This is a genomic window from Streptomyces sp. NPDC046900 (assembly GCF_040644975.1).
Lineage (GTDB): Bacteria > Actinomycetota > Actinomycetes > Streptomycetales > Streptomycetaceae > Streptomyces.
In genome coordinates, this window is sequence record NZ_JBEYXD010000138.1 from 1 (window position 1) to 14424 (window position 14424).

At 68.6% G+C, this 14424-nt stretch carries 12 protein-coding genes and 2 pseudogenes; 3 read left to right on the forward strand and 11 right to left on the reverse strand.

The genetic code is table 11. The features are described 5' to 3' along the window. Window positions 1-76: 76 nt before the first annotated feature. The 4 genes and pseudogenes from ABZ904_RS47735 to ABZ904_RS47750 all read right to left on the reverse strand — a co-directional run. A pseudogene (locus ABZ904_RS47735) lies at window positions 77-883 on the reverse strand (UvrD-helicase domain-containing protein); the annotation flags it as partial. After that, entirely contained in the window at window positions 880-1356 is a 477-nt protein-coding gene (locus ABZ904_RS47740) for a hypothetical protein (RefSeq protein WP_361830388.1), read from the reverse strand. The pseudogene ABZ904_RS47735 and the gene ABZ904_RS47740, both read right to left, overlap by 4 nt. A 2-nt stretch (window positions 1357-1358) precedes the next feature. Next, complete coding sequence (locus tag ABZ904_RS47745) at window positions 1359-2222, reverse strand: DUF6083 domain-containing protein (protein ID WP_361830390.1); 864 nt, start codon at window positions 2220-2222, stop codon at window positions 1359-1361. Between the two features lie 167 nt (window positions 2223-2389). Beyond that, window positions 2390-2653 (reverse strand): helix-turn-helix transcriptional regulator, encoded by a 264-nt coding sequence (locus tag ABZ904_RS47750; RefSeq protein ID WP_361830392.1) that lies wholly within the window; start codon window positions 2651-2653, stop codon window positions 2390-2392. A gap of 175 nt (window positions 2654-2828) precedes the next feature. On the opposite strand from ABZ904_RS47750, the gene ABZ904_RS47755 reads away from it, so the two are divergent. Further along, complete coding sequence (locus tag ABZ904_RS47755) at window positions 2829-3896, forward strand: hypothetical protein (protein WP_361830394.1); 1068 nt, start codon at window positions 2829-2831, stop codon at window positions 3894-3896. A gap of 200 nt (window positions 3897-4096) precedes the next feature. Next, window positions 4097-4759 (forward strand): hypothetical protein, encoded by a 663-nt coding sequence (locus ABZ904_RS47760; protein WP_361830396.1) that lies wholly within the window; start codon window positions 4097-4099, stop codon window positions 4757-4759. A 196-nt stretch (window positions 4760-4955) separates the two neighbouring features. On the opposite strand, the gene ABZ904_RS47765 is transcribed toward ABZ904_RS47760, so the two are convergent. Continuing rightward, entirely contained in the window at window positions 4956-5741 is a 786-nt protein-coding gene (locus tag ABZ904_RS47765) for a PIG-L family deacetylase (protein WP_361830398.1), read from the reverse strand. A gap of 208 nt (window positions 5742-5949) precedes the next feature. Between ABZ904_RS47765 and ABZ904_RS47770 the strand changes: the two genes are divergently transcribed. Next, window positions 5950-7269, forward strand: a complete 1320-nt coding sequence (locus ABZ904_RS47770) for an ATP-binding protein (protein WP_361830400.1) — start codon at window positions 5950-5952, stop codon at window positions 7267-7269. A 309-nt stretch (window positions 7270-7578) separates the two neighbouring features. Here the strand turns inward: ABZ904_RS47770 and ABZ904_RS47775 are convergent, their stop codons facing one another. The 6 genes and pseudogenes from ABZ904_RS47775 to ABZ904_RS47800 form a co-directional block, all read right to left on the reverse strand. After that, window positions 7579-8133: an XRE family transcriptional regulator gene (locus ABZ904_RS47775; RefSeq protein ID WP_361830402.1), complete on the reverse strand. Its 555-nt coding sequence runs from the start codon at window positions 8131-8133 to the stop codon at window positions 7579-7581. A gap of 6 nt (window positions 8134-8139) precedes the next feature. After that, window positions 8140-10266 (reverse strand): helix-turn-helix transcriptional regulator, encoded by a 2127-nt coding sequence (locus tag ABZ904_RS47780; RefSeq protein WP_361830404.1) that lies wholly within the window; start codon window positions 10264-10266, stop codon window positions 8140-8142. Between the two features lie 645 nt (window positions 10267-10911). Next, complete coding sequence (locus ABZ904_RS47785) at window positions 10912-11895, reverse strand: pentapeptide repeat-containing protein (protein WP_361830406.1); 984 nt, start codon at window positions 11893-11895, stop codon at window positions 10912-10914. A gap of 697 nt (window positions 11896-12592) precedes the next feature. Next, window positions 12593-13243 (reverse strand): NAD(P)H-binding protein, encoded by a 651-nt coding sequence (locus ABZ904_RS47790; RefSeq protein WP_361830408.1) that lies wholly within the window; start codon window positions 13241-13243, stop codon window positions 12593-12595. 152 nt (window positions 13244-13395) lie between these two features. Then, window positions 13396-13749, reverse strand: coding sequence for a cyclophilin-like fold protein (locus ABZ904_RS47795; RefSeq protein WP_361830410.1), 354 nt, complete (start codon window positions 13747-13749; stop codon window positions 13396-13398). 185 nt (window positions 13750-13934) lie between these two features. Continuing rightward, window positions 13935-14333: pseudogene (locus tag ABZ904_RS47800) on the reverse strand (SDR family NAD(P)-dependent oxidoreductase); the annotation flags it as partial. Between the last annotated feature and the right edge of the window lie 91 nt (window positions 14334-14424).

Consider the following 14424-nt stretch of genomic DNA (forward strand, 5'->3'; position numbering starts at 1 on the left):
GGGTACCTCACCCCACTCGAAACCCGAGCCAGGCTGCAGCACGACTTCACCCCCGCAGCGTAAGCATCCGCTGTCCAAGATCAGGGGGGAACTTCAAGGACCGTGAGAGAGCCAGGTGGGTGCCGTCGAAGCCGGTCATGACGTCTTTGGCGCCGCGCCAGTGGTAGATGGCCTGGGCGGAGTCGCCGACCATCACGAGCTGGGCGTGGTTGCGCTGGTTGAGGAAGATTTGTTCGACGACGGGGTTGGTGTCCTGGGCTTCATCCAGAAGCAGGAAGTCGGCGTCGATTCGGGGGCGGGTGAGGGCCCAGATTTTCAGGTAGTGGTCGTGGTCGAAGCGGACGCAGCCGTCGTCGGGGTTTTCGAGGTCGGCCCAGGCTTTGCGGGCGAACGGCACGATGTGCGCGGCGAGTTCGGCGTGCAGCTTTGTGTCGTCCAGGCCGCGCAGGCGGGGGACGTGGTGGCAGTTGATCGCGTCGTCGGCGGTGTGGCAGAAGCGGGCCACGGTGCGCAGGGTGGTGTTGGAGAGGGCTTTTTGTGAGATCTCGTGGTCGCCGATGCGGACGGCTTTGGTGATGCCGAGTGCCTGGCCGGTCTGCCAGGCCGGACGGCGGGGTGCGTTCAGGCGGCCGGTGTAACGGTGGCCGACGGCGGCATAGGCCAGGGCGTGGGCGGTCTTGCACTGGACGGTGCGTGGGAAGCGGGTGGTGGCGTCCTGGGCGATGGCGCGGTTGTAGGCGAGGTAGCGGCCGCGGCGTTTCGTGGTGCGGGCGAGCAGGGCGAGGGTGGTGGTCTTGCCGGTGCCTGCGCCGGCTTGTAGGGCCAGGTGGTGGCCGGCCTGGAAGGCGTCGGCTGCTGCGGTCTGTTCGTCGGTCGGGTTCACGGGGTGGGTCCTTCGGGGCGCCGGGTGAGGGTGTGCCCGACAGCGGACAGCAAGTGGGCGGGTGTGGTGTGGGCGAGGAGTCGGCGCAGCTCGCGGTCGAGGCGTTCGGTTTCCTGGTCGGCGTGTTCGGCTAGAGCTCGGTGGAGGGCCAGTTCCACGAAGCGTTCGGGTGTCTGCCCGGCACTTCGGGCTGCGGCCTTGAGGGCGGTGCGGATGGCCGGCGGGAAGGCGACGTTGAGCAGGATCTTGCCGTGCGCGTCCGGGTAGTGGCTGGTGATCACGTCGATGGGCAGCTGGGTGCTGAGGCGGCGGCGCAGGCGGTGCGCGGCGCGGTCGGGGGTTTTGGCGCTCGTGAGGGCCATCAGGCGGGTGGTGTCGTGGTTGGCCGCGAGCGGCCAGGCGCGGGCGGCGTGGTGCAGTTCGTCTGTGGTCAGGGGCCGGGTCAGCATGATCTCGAGGGCATGGTGCGGCATCGTCACCCGTTCTTGGGACGGCGGGCCGGGGGGCGCGGCAGGTGGGTGCGGATGTGCGCTGTGTGTAGGAGGGGGTCGAAGACCTGCCAGCCGGCCAGGGCGAGATCGGCGGCGCTACGGATAGCGGCGTGCGTGGGGCAGCGCTGGGCGCGCCATCGCGCCTGTTCGGCGTAGGGCAGGTGGCCGAGGTCGTAGACGGCCATCAATGTGTCGGGCAGGGCCAGTTGGCCGCGTTGGGGTCCGGTGGGCAGCAGTGTCCAGGCTCCGGCCGGGCCGGTGGGGGCAAGGACGGGCTGGGGGCAGCCGCGCCGGTGCCGGGTCTGGGCCACGCAGCGGATGTCCTCGAGGGGGCTGTCGGCGAGGTAGCGGGACAGGAGCATCTGCACGACTGGGCGGCCGGGGTCGGAGGCGTCGGCGGCAGGGGCGTCATCGGCGGGCGGTGCGGGGTTGAGGGCGCCGGTGTCGATCAGGCGGCGGGTGCGGAGAGCGAGTTGGCGGCGTAGCGCCTCAAGGTGGAGGCTGATCCGGGCCGTGGGAGTGCTGCCGGGGCAGAGTACGGCGTGTGGGATGCGGCACCAGGCGCTGCCGTCGCCGTGGGGGTAGGCGATTCCGCCGCTGAGGTGCCAGCGACAGGAGTCCGGGACCTCTGCCGTAACCACTTCGGCAGGGTGCAGGCCGATGGGGCGCTGGTCGGCGCGCTGGTAGACGTCGATGCGGTTGCCGCACCGGCGGCAGCGGCCGCTCTGGCCGGCGCACAGCAGGCGGCTGGGACTGGCGGCGGCCGCCCGCAGGGGGCGGGGGTGGCGTGTGGGGCGGGGGCTGCCGTCCCAGTGACAGCCGGTTGAGGCACGGTTGTTGGGGCACATGCGGGCACCGTGCCAGGCGACGCGCCGGAGTAGCCGACGTGGCGACGGGTCCTCCTGCGAACGGCCCAGCTGGAGCGAACACGCACGCGAGGAGGCGTACAGATATTCGCGGGCTGCTCGCCGGTTCGGATGAAGTGTGCGTGGCAGGAGGCGTGGAGCGGTGGGCCTCAGTTGCCCTTTGCTCCGGGCCGAGTGTGGTCATCACAGAGCGCCCCGAGAAGGTGCTCGATGGGCACGTCGAAGGCGTGGGCGAGGGCGTGCCAGGTGGTGACGCTGCCTGTGGTGCGGCCGTGTTCGAGATCGATGAGGGTGCGCCGGGCCAGGCCGCTGCGCTCGGCGAGTTCGTCGAAGGTCCAGCCGCGCTCGTTCCTCAACCGGGCCAGCGTCACGCGCAGGGCGGTGAGGTCGGGGTCGGGCGGCAAGATCGGCACCCCACCATCCGACGGTGCAGACCCCTGCCCTGTCAGTGCAGACTTCTGCACTATCCGCAGGAGCGGGAGTGACATTGCGGTGCGGTTACCTGCACTACCGTGCGTCCCTCCCGCGTGTCCTCCGAGAGGGAGGGCCCAGGTTCGCGGTGTAGACGAACAGGAGGTCAACCAGCCGATGAGGCTTGTCGGCGCGCATGCCGCGGTGCCGCGTATCTGGACAGTGGAACTGCGTCCGCGGGCGGGCGGCCCGAGTCTCGTCTGCCGGCACTGCACCGTGCGCACCCCGCCGGTCACGGCCACGTCCGCGCGGTCTGCCGCACTGGCACACCTGGCCTGCCACGCCCGCACCGACGTACTGCCGGGCTATCTGCGGACCTGCCAGTGCCGGGAGCGAGGCTGCTTGTGGCATCCGCGTCACCGCGGCTGCGCCGGCCCAGTGCTGCTCGCCCTCACCCGCGACCGCAGCGGCCGCACCTGGCGGCTGGCCGATGCCTGCGCCGCCTGTGTGGCCGCCACCAGCCACACCGCGGCCGTACCGGACACGTTGCTCGGCCACCGCCAGCCGCGTCCTTCCGGCCACCTACCGACTCCATCACCCAGCAGACCCCCACTGGGATCCGCGGAGCGTTTGCGCGTACGGGAGATGCTCACCTACCTCGCCGCCGCACTCCCCCGGTTCACCTCCCCCGCCGCCCGGCTGCTGGCCCTGCAATGCGCCCTGCGCGTCAACACGCGCGGGCATGCCCGGCTGCCTTCAGGGCTGCTGCGCGGCATGCGCCTGTACGGGCGCCCGGAACTATGGCAGGAACTGGCCCACGCCAACTGGCTTGAGCTGCCCGACCTCAAGTCGGCGCCCGTACAGGTGCACCTGCTGGATGCGGCCGTCCTGGAACAGGCACCCGGCCGCAGGGCACGCCGCCGCGCAGCCCACTGGGCTCTGCGGCCGGAGCCCTTGCTCCTGCCGCACACCGCACCACCCGCAGTGCGACTGACCGCACTCGTGCTGGCCGCACACACCTGCGCCCAGGGCCACCACCACGCCGACATGGACGTCCTCGCCCGCCTGTGCGGCCACTCCCCCCAACAGACCGCAGAACTGCTCGACCGGCTGACAACAAGCCGCGTCCTGGCCGCCTGGCACCACCACCGGGACATGGACGAAGTCCTGTGGCGACTCCCCCGCGAGTGCGCTCCACCCCGCTCTGTCGTACACCCCAGACAGCACCACGGGCACCGGCCCTGAGGCTCAACTCGAGCAAAAGACATCACTCAAGAGAAACAACACACTTCACTCATCCGTACTACCTCTATGCTGGGCCATTCACTGCAGGGACCTACCACTGTTCAATCAGCGGCCCGAGAACACATGCGCAAGGGCGCTCGGCGCCTGCGCCTGCGCCACAGATCTGACACACCCGACCAAAAACGAGGAAGGTCAACATCATGCCGGAGAGCACCACGACAACCACCGGAGTGACGTCGCAGTACGCCGCCCAGGTGACCAGCGACCTCGAACTCAACGCCAAAGAGCAGGAACGCATCAGCTCGGACATCGCCGCGCTCCAGGAGCAGCTGACTGCTCTGCAGCACGACCACTCCGTGCTGGTCAACGTGCAGCAGGTGCTCGGTGTGTCACCCACGCCGGTGCAGCCTGCGGCCGCTCCGGACAGCTCCACGGTGCCCGCCCCTCGCAACAAGAAGACCCCTAGTGAGCCCGGCGCCGGTAAGCGGACGCGGGCGAAGAAGCCCGCCGACACACAGAGCAGCACGCCGACCAAGAAGTCGACCGCGAAGAAGCCCGCAGGCAAGACGGCAGCCGCGAAGGCGGACCAGCCCACGCTGGTCGAACTCGTCCGCAGTCACCTCACCGAGCAGAGCGAGCCGCGCTCCGCAGCGGACGTCGCCACCACACTTGGCACGGCACATCCCGAGCGCGGCATCAAGACCACCGTCGTGCGCACCACCCTCGAAAACCTCGTGGCCAAGAACCAGGCCCAGCGCACCAAGCAGGGCGCCTCCGTCTACTACACCGCCCCCAACACGGCCGAGACCGAGCAGACGGCCACACCCGCCCAGGACGCACCGCAGTCCGAGCAAGCCGAATAAGACCGCCGGGGGCCCACTGCAGCCGGCCCGGCTACGAGCCGTTGGACGGTCGGCTGGCGGTGTCCCATCTCAGGGCTGAGCCCGCGCTCCTTCAGCAAACTGGTGCCCGCGGTACGGCGGGAGGGTGCCGACCTTGCGAGAGCTGCGGGTTGTATGGCGGCGCTGACCTGTGCCTCCGGGCCAGAAGTCGCGCGCCTCACGTCACGACGGCATACCGCTCGACATGCCACCCGATCGCGTCGTACACGGCGCGGAGCAGCAACCCATCCCCACGGCCTGGGTGGGTCGCGACAAGCTCACCGAGCGGCAGCGTGCCTAGCCCTGGGGTGTAGTGGTCAAGAGCGGCGCGGCGGACGCGTGCCGCCCGCAGTGGCGCTCCGAACGATGCGCACTCCGTCGGCGTGAGTCCGGTCATTCGACCGGAACCCACAGCGATCCCGGGTAGGACGTCGGCCATCAGTGCATGCCCCCGGGTGATGTCGTCGGGCAGCAGGTAGGACCCGAACACCGGAGTGCGGCACGCATGGGCAGCGCACACCGCGGCGTGATGGATGAGGATGTGGTCCGGGTGGCCCGTCAGGCCGTCGCTTGCCACCGTGAGGACGATGTCCGGCCTGATGTCCCGCATGTGGGGCATGAGCGCGTCGGCCAGGTCGCCGGGATCCGCCGACGTCAATGAATCGCGGGCCTGGCGTGAGCCCGTATCGATCCAGCGGCCCTCATCGATCCAGCCCCACGACGCTACGCCCAGCGTTGCGCACGACGCCGCGAGCCGTCGTGCCCGGCGTCGCCGCGCTTCCTCCACCGGCAGGTCTTGTGATCCAGGTTCGGCGGCCTCTCCGCCGGAGGCGGTCCTCAGCACGACCCGGGCGCCGCGCTCGCTCAGAGCCGTTATGGCGACGCCATGGGCGTATACCTCATCGTCGGGGTGCGCTGTCACCACGAGAACGATGTCTCCCCGCCCCACGTGCGGCTTCGTCATCTCATGGCCACCTCATCCGCTACGAGTCGACTGGCGAACATCGCGTTACACGTTCGATCTCGCCCCGGCCCCGTTGAGGCCCGCCTTGCGTGCGGATGCCTGTGCCGAGGCTCGATAGTTGTCACCCACGGAGCCAAAGGCTGGCGGCAGAGCCGGGCTGAGGCGGTAATGCGGTGTGAGCTTGCGGCTGTTGGTGGATCATGAGGGGATGACTACCTCCTTGTTCGCCGCGTCGGCGGCGGACCTGACGATCGAGCGTATACGCGCCTTCGCTGCGCGGCCGGAGCAGGTGGAAAGCCTGACGCTGGAGTTCAAGCGCGAGTACTCCACCAGCCTGCTGAAGACCATCGCGGCTATGGCCAACACCTACGGCGGCCTGATCATGGTCGGCATCATCGACAAGGCCGAGGCCGATAAGAAGGGCTGCGAGCGCGTCGTCGGCGTCGACGCTCAAGAGACGATCGACAAGATCGCCAGTGGCTGCCGCGAGAAGTTCGACCCGCCCTGGGAGCCAACCTTCATTCCCGTCCCGCTGGACGACGAGTCCGGGCGCAGCGTGGTGGTCATCCGCGTTGACGCCAACGTCGCCCCTCGACCGCTGCTGATGGACCTGCGCGCCCCGATCCGGCTGAGCGGGCAGAACTCCACCGCAGACCGCGACAAGCTCCTCCAACTCGCCCGAGAGGAGCCGACCGCCGGGGTGCTGCCTATGGCGCAGAGCCTCATGGCCCCGCGGCTGAGCCAGGACAACGACGGCCATTGCACCGAGGACTTCATCCTCCGCACCGGCGTCAACCTCCCGATGGGGGAGGCTGGTACCTGGCGCCCGCTATCGGAGCGATCCGTCGCCTCGCTCGCGCGGTCCTTGAACGCCTCGGCCTTCCCCAGCGCTCTGCTCAACCTCATGCAGGGGGCGGTCACCGACAGCATCGGCTTCCGCCCGCTCGGGCACAACAGGTCCCGGACGGCACGGCTGGTGTGGCAGGCCGTCAGCAATGCCCCAGTGGAGCATCCGGTCGAGGCCGTTGTGACGGTCCAGCTCCCCGAGGTTTACGGCCCCACTCCCACAGCTTCGATGGCGAACGTCACCATCGACGTCATCTCCCGGATCCGGCGATACGCCGAGAGTCTCGAGCACATGCAGTGGGAGTACCGGTACCCGGTGCCGGACCTGGCGGTCCTGTTCAACGGGCTGCTGGAGACCGCCGTCAACCACGACGTCGTCACGGAACTCGCCCGCATCACTGACATCGACACCGCCCTGGTAGCGCAGCCGCGTGAACTCCACTTTGCTGCGGACCGGCGGGTGGCCCACCTACTCCGAGACGAAGGGCTGCGGGAGATCCCGGATGCCGGCGCGTCGACCGGGGGCATCTTCCGCGCCAACCCTGCCCTGGACCTGCGTGTCGTCGCCGAGCGCCAGGAGCAGGTGGACGACTGGCTCCGCCAGCTCGGTCTGGACGCTGGCCTGACCGGCATGGAAGCGCTGTTGGAGCACTACCGGGCCACTACCACGCCGACGGCGTAGCTCTCTCCGGAAGCGTTGCGGGCATCGGGACTGTTCGGACGTCCGTGCCAAAGCACAGGGATTGTCGCCAGGTCGGCGCGCTACCTGTCACCAATAGCACGCGAAGCATGGTTGGTGTCACCGGCTCCGGCGCTGTACCGGCCGCCTGAGCTGCACTGCGGCCGCGACACGGTCAGCCCGGCGTGCTCCCTCCGACAGTCTGGTGACAACCCGCCTGCCTTGGTGACTGCTATCGTGCCTCGACTCAATGCCTGTGAGTCGGGTAGCCGGATCACACCCCCCTTGATCTCGGGTCATCGTGGCGCCCAGTCAGTAGTCGACGTCGATGTAGTCGATATCTGTGAACTCCACCGACAGATCCTGGGCGCGCCGTCCGCGGTCTTTGAAGTAGATCTCCTGGAGTCCTTCGGCGACGATGTTCTGGAGTTGTTGCTCGGTGGCGCCGGCGGCGTGGGCGTCGAAGAGGCGTTGGGCGTAGTCGGGTGGCAGTCCTTGGGTGATGGGGCGTAGCCGTGGGTCGTCGGTGGTGCCGGGTGCTGCGGTGAAGCCGAATCGGGCGCGGGTGTCGATGTAGATGCCGCCGGTGGTGGCGGCTTGTTTCTTCGCTTTGTCCCGTACCCGGGGCTGCCACCGTGTGCGGACCTCGGCAGCAAGCCGTTCGGCGAGCTCGCGGCGGGGCTGTTTGAGCTGGCCTGTGAGGTAGCGCTCGACGGTGCGTTGGGTGATGCCGAGCAGGTCCGCTGCCACCTTGGTGCCCTTGGTCTGTTTCACCAGGTACTGCATCTGCGACTTGGCCGACTTGGGGATGGGGCGGGTGAAGTGGGCGGTGTCGGCTTTGTCGAGGCTGTCGGTGAGGAGGCCCATCGGTGTCTACTCCCCGTCGTCCTGGTTGGAGAGGAAGCCGGTCTTGATGTGCCGGGCAATGTTCACGTCCGGTCCGTACTCCTCCACCAGGCCTTCGGCCCACAGCACGCTCTGGGTGCCCTCGTGTTTGACCATGCCGGGTGAGACGCCGAGCCGGAAGCCGCCGGGCAGGGGCTTGCCGCCCTGGTAGGGCAGGAAGTCGAGCGGACTGGGGCCGTCGGAGGCGTAGACGGCGCAGTCGGACAGGACCGCGACCGGGTAGAGGCCGGCTGCGGTGGCGAGCTTGAGCATCTTGCGGTGCATGTTGATTCGGGCGTTGGCGATGACGGCGGCGCGGATGTCGGGGCGCCAGGTCGGGCGGGTCAGGGCGGGCCACGGTTCGCCCGGTCGCCAGCCGCCGCTACGTGGACGCTCGCGCAGTTTGCCGATGCCGCCCTTGACGGTGGCCTTGATGGCGCTCAGGACCGCGGCGGCGACGGGGTCGCTCTGCTGGCAGGTGGCCATGGCCGCCAGGAACTCCTCGTCCGGCATACCGGGGGCGACGCCGAGGTCGGCCATCGTGGCGATGTAGGCGTCGCGGAGCCGGGTGTACCAGGCGTCGAGGTAGGGGCCGTGCTCGTAGCGCAGATAGGCCTCGAGCGGGGTGACCAGGTAGCCGAGTTCGGCGGCGTAGGCGACGGTGGGGGTGGCATACCAAGCCGGACCCTGCGGGGGTTGGCCGTTGGGGGTGAAGGGGTTGGGCAGGCGTTCGTCGAAGGTGATGTGGGACAGGTCGACCAGCCACGAACCGGGTAGCTTCGGATCGAAGGCCGGGTGGTGGACGTGGGCGGGTGCGGACAGGCCGACGGTGAGCCGGTTGGCGGCCGCGGCGAAGGCCATGTTGACGTCGATGCCGACCACGTACGGTTTCATGCACTCGGCGTCGGTCAGCGGCCTGGCCCACTGGTAGGCCTCTTCGTTGAGGACCTGGTCGGGGGTGCGCTGGTGGAAGCGCGGGTACAGGGCGGCGACGGCCGGGTGCCCGTCGGGGGCCTCCGGTGCTGCGCACTCGACCGGTTCGGTGAGCGAGCCGGGCATCGGGCCGGATACCCATCCGCCGGTGGTGGGGTCTTTGACCGCGCGGGTGGGTGGGCGCAGTGCGGTCATCAGTTCCAGGCCGGTGACGGCGGTGGAGCCGCGCGGGGTGTGGACGCGGGTGGCGTAGGTGCCCAGCAGTCGTGCGAGTTCGGCTGGCTCGAGTTGGTCGGCGGGGCCCCAGGCGCGGGTGTCGAGGGCGTCCCAGGGCAGGATGGCGAACTGGACGCAGTGGCGGCGGGTGCCGTCGGCGGTGCGGTAGACCCGCGCCCAGGGACCGAAGCCCCGCTTGGTCAACTTCCACTTCGCTGCGGCCAGTTGCCGGACGGCCTTGTGGTCGTCGGGCAGGCGCAGGCCGCGTCGGTCTTCGAGCATAGTCGGCAGGTCGAGGCGTTGGGCGGCGGATGCGGTCAGGACGATCAGCGGGTCGGCGTCCTTGCCGGAGCGGTGCAGGCGGGGAGCGCCGAGCTTCGCCTCGCGCAGTGTCCACTCCACCAGTGCCGGTAGGTCGGTGAGGGGGCAGTCGAGCACCAGGCCACCGACGCAGTACGCCGAGCCGTCCCCATCGACGACGGCGAGCGGCCCATTGGTGAAGCGCTCATCTACGGCGGCCACAGCCAGCTGCTTCGTCGCGGTGGCCTTTGTGGGACCACCCGATCGGCGCGGTGCCGCTGATGCAGCAGCCGAAGACGCAGGCTGCGCTTGGGGGGTCGCGATTGGCGCGGGGGGCGCCGAATGCGCTGCGGTGGGCTGCACGGGGAGAGCCTGCGGTGCCGGGTCGGCGACGGCAGGCTCGGACGCGGGGAAGCGGGTAGCGAGGCCGTCCAGGAGCCGGATGTAGGCGGCCCGCTTGGGCGGGCGCGGCTCCGTACGGCCTGACTCCCACCCGGTTACCGTCTCTCGCCGCACGTTCAGCGCCTGCGCGATCTGCTCCTGGCTCAGGCTTGCCGCCTCACGCAGCCTCTTGCGCTCGGCCGGGACAGGCAGGGCATCCGGCGCAGCAGCCTGCTCCAGCAGAGCATCGACCGCAATGAAGAGCCCGTTCTGCTCATCGGACACAGGTGCCACCTCCACCCCTTATCCTATCTGAAACGCACATCGAATCACACGTCAAACGTACGTGTAGGTATGGCGCTGAGGTAGACAGCGTTCGGATGCCGGTCTCTGTTGACGCGTGACAGCGAGACCGGGTCGGTTGTCGCTAAAGCTGGACCAACGGCGGTTCATGTCAGCGAAGATGAGTCACTGCTCTGTTTGTGACACTGAAGATGGACTGGTGCTCTGTTCTGACTCGGTGGTCTAGTAGGAACCGCGTAGCCGGGGTTCCACAGAAGTCCTGTCACCTAGAGTCACAAAATGCGGGCTGACCAGGAAGAACGTGGCATGGCATAGTGAAACGGCGTGTCACTAGGCGCGGGCATTCTCGCTGGCCAGCGCCTTGACAACCGCCAAGTAGACCTCTGTGGGTGGGACTTGACGTCACAGTACTCGAATACGCAGCGCGTTTCGAGGCCCGCCACTCCTCGATGAGGGCAACCCGCAAATTTGCTCAAAGCATGACGAAGCGGCCGCACTTCTTCTGGAATTGTCGGGGGAACGCAGCCCTCTCGGCAGTGTGCTGACCAGCGAAGATGTCAGCGCCTAGTGACACGGGTAAATCGGACAGCCTGCGAGAACCTGCAGCTCAAGGCGCGTTTCGTGCCTCTAGGCAAGGAGGCTTCTGCGGAACCCCGGCGTAGGGGAGAGCCGTTTTCGCCTCCTTGGTGTTACGGATTCGAGGTCAGCCAAGCCGAGGGAACGATGACCGACACAGAAGCAGGAGTGCCGGCGGCAGTGAGAAGCCCACTGGGGGCCGGACCCGTTGCGTCGTGGAAGGACACCGTGCCGCCGGAGCGCGTTGCGTCGCGGAAGGCTAGCGTGCCGCCGGAGAACGTCGCGCCATCGAAGAACACCCTGCTGCCGGAGAACGTCGCGCGGTGGAAGAGCACCCTGCCGCGGGAGAACGTCGCTGCCGGAGAACGTCGCGCCGCGGAAGGACACCCAGCCGGCGTCGGAGAATGTCGCACGACGGAAGGTCACCACGACACCGTCGGAGAACGTCGCGCCGTCGAAGGTCACCACGACACCGTCGGAGAACGTCGCGCCGTCGAAGTCCATGCTGCCGTCGATGATGACGCCGGTGAGGTCGAGATCGCAGCCCTGCCAGGAACGGGGGGTTCCCCGGGGGCGTCGGTAGTGATCGCTGATGAGACGCAGGATCGTGTGCCGGACCTTGCGAAAGGCCAGGTAACGGTGGTGTTCCTCCTGGTGGGCAGGGTCGTCGCCAGGGTCGGGGGTGAAGGGAAGCTGCAGGTAGGCGCATAGAACATCGATGCAGGTCTGGCGCAGACTGTCGTCGGGTGCATCGTCGGCAAGGCCAGCCAGCGCGTGGACGCCACCGAGCCGGACGGCCGGGGAGTCCGAGCCGAGTTTGTCGACGGCCTGGGAGAAGCGCTCGGTGTGGAGCCGAGTGGCCTCCCGGTGGGCACCGGCTTCGTCGACGCGCTGGCGGCGGTAGGCAACGACCAGGGCAACGAGCGCGCCAGCCCCGGCGACCACTCCGAAGGAGAGTTTCACCAAGTCGAAGAGTGTCTTGGCGTCGAGCTTCGCTGTGCTGTCGATCTCCTGGAAGTCCAGCAGGACCACCAAGCTGTAGAAGACTCCGCCCGCGACCAGGACCGCAGCGACGAAGGTGACGGTCAGGGCCCGGCCGACCTTCCACAGACGCAGTTCCCGGTCGTTAGGGGTTGATCGCGGCCGTCGGTTCGCTGTCATGAGGATTGAGACAAGCCCCGGAGATCCATGGTTGCAGTGGGGCTCAGGGGCATGAAGAGCCCGGTTCCGCCCCCACTCATCATTCGACCGGCGCCACCCGGTCAGGGTGTCAAAACAAGTGCCACCAAGCTGCACTCTCTGCGTGGCTCCTACTCGCCCCCCGACTTCGGCTTCTCAGGCCACCCTCGGGACAGCCGGTAGCACCTGCGTGAGCGCCAGCGCCGGTTCCTGCCGTTCGCGTGGCGTTCAAATGGCTTCTGGCATTGTTCGCAGATCAGCGGGTTGAAGAAGGTGGCCGGGTCGTGGCCGTGGGATGCCCATGTGCGGCATCGGCGGCTGCACCACGACTGACGGCTCGGTTCCCCGGATTTTGATCACGTCTTCCGAGAGGGCGATGAGGGCTCAGGTACTCAGGAAGGAGCGGTCCCCTGTCGCCCGCGACAGGTGTCGGCCTCGGAATCGGAACCTGCGAGTGGCCAGCAACATCATGCCCGCCAGAACCACGACTTCGACCGGCGTGGACTTTCCTTGGTCGCTGCCCACCCCGCCCTTCGAACCGGGGGCCGTGCTGTCAGGCGGCGTCGGCGACGGCCTGCGCGACAGGTGTGCTGCCACAGGTGAGTTCCAAAATGACGCGGCGCAGGTGGGGCTGGTGGACCGCTTCAGCCAGGACGGCGGCGACGTCATCGCGTGGGACGGTGTCGTAGTCGATGGCCGGACCGAGGCGGACAGTGCCGGTGCCGGGGCTGTTGGTGAGGGTGCCAGGCCGGATGATGACCCAGTCGAGGCGGGTGGTGGCTAGATACACGTCCGCACGACGCTTGACCTTCATGTAGTGCTCGAAGTCGGCACCCATCCCACGGTCGCGCCAGGCATCGGGGAAGGCGGAGATGTGCACGAACCGGGGCACGCCTGCGGCAAGGGCGGCGTCGGCGGCGGTGGCCAACCCGGTGCCGTCGACCGTGTCGGCCGCCGCCGGGCCCTGGTCCGGGGCGCCTGCGGCGAAGACGACCGCGTCGCAGCCGCGCATCTGCTCGGCCAGCGTGGAAGCATCCAGCTTCGTCAGGTCGCCCAGAACGGGCATGGCGCCGGAGGCTGCCAACTGTCCGGCCTGGCTAGGCCTCCGGTGCAGGGCCACGGTGTCGTCGCCTCGTGCGGCGAAGCGCCGTATCAGTCGGCTGCCGACACCGCCGGTGGCGCCGAGAACGAAGACGCGTGCCATTGATATGAGCTCCTGTGTGTCGGCTCTGGCCTGTGGGCCGACGGGTGAACGAGGTGAGGGGGGTGCCTGGGCTGTCCGCGCGCCGGTGACCGGCCCGGCCAGGTCTTGCTCGGCTGTTTCATGGGCCGATGGCGGCGGTGGCCCGCGAGGGGTCAGTCGGCGGCGGTGATGGTGACCTTGAAGGAATCGTCGCGGTCGGCGAATTGCTCAATGCCCGAGGTGAATGTACCAAGCTTGACCAGGCCGTCCGCGTGGCGGAAACCCTTGTAGAAGATGGCCAGGTTGCCCCAGGGGGCGTAGTAGGTCAGGTCACCGGCCTCGGCAGCGGTTCCGGCGGGGGCGCCCGCAGTTGACAGCTTCTGCGGCAGGTCGCTGACCTTCTCCGTTTCCGCGTAGTCGCTGAGGGTGAGGGTCAGCGGCAGCAGGGCGGCGAAGTCGCGGGCGGCGGCGCTGCCGTTCAGTGTGGCGTCGAAGCTGCTGGTGTCGGTGGTCAGCCGAATCTTCATGGTGTCCCCCCGTATGGGTGCGGTGGTGGATGGAGAAGTGCTGGTGGTGGGGGCCGGGGTGCTGGTCCTGGCGGGGCCGCCGGACGCGTGCAGCCCGGGGCCGGTGGTGCAGCCTGCGGCTGTCAGGGCCGTGGCCGCCACGACCGCGGTGACAGCGGCCTGTTGCGTTCGGCGGGCTATGGGTATCAGGTGTCCATCGGGGAGGCGTAGTGCCGGAAGTCGCCGCGCTTGTGGTGCAGCGTCCACAGGGTGTCGGCGAGGACGGCCGGGTCGGTGTGTGGGTCGCCGGGTGAGATGGCGCCGGGGATGATCAGCTGGGCGACGTGGATATTGTCGGCGGCCAGGCTGTCGTGCAGCATCCGTGCGTAGGCGCTCTCGGCGGCGAACGCGATGGAGGTGCCGGCCCGCTCGGGGTGTGGCCTCACGGCAGTGCCGCCGTTGACGAAAAGCACGGTGCCGCGCCCTCGTGAGCGCATGTCTGGCAGCACCTGCTCGACGGCTGTCATCGGTCCGAACAGGGAGAACTCCAGCGGCCCTTGCAGGTCCTGCGGGCTGGTGTGCTGGATGGGCTTCATGAAGTCCTGGCCGGAAAATCACGGCATCGTAGGGCATGCGGGGACCTGCACCGTGCCGAGTATGATTGACGGGTCGTCCGGTCAGGCAGGCGCAGGAGTC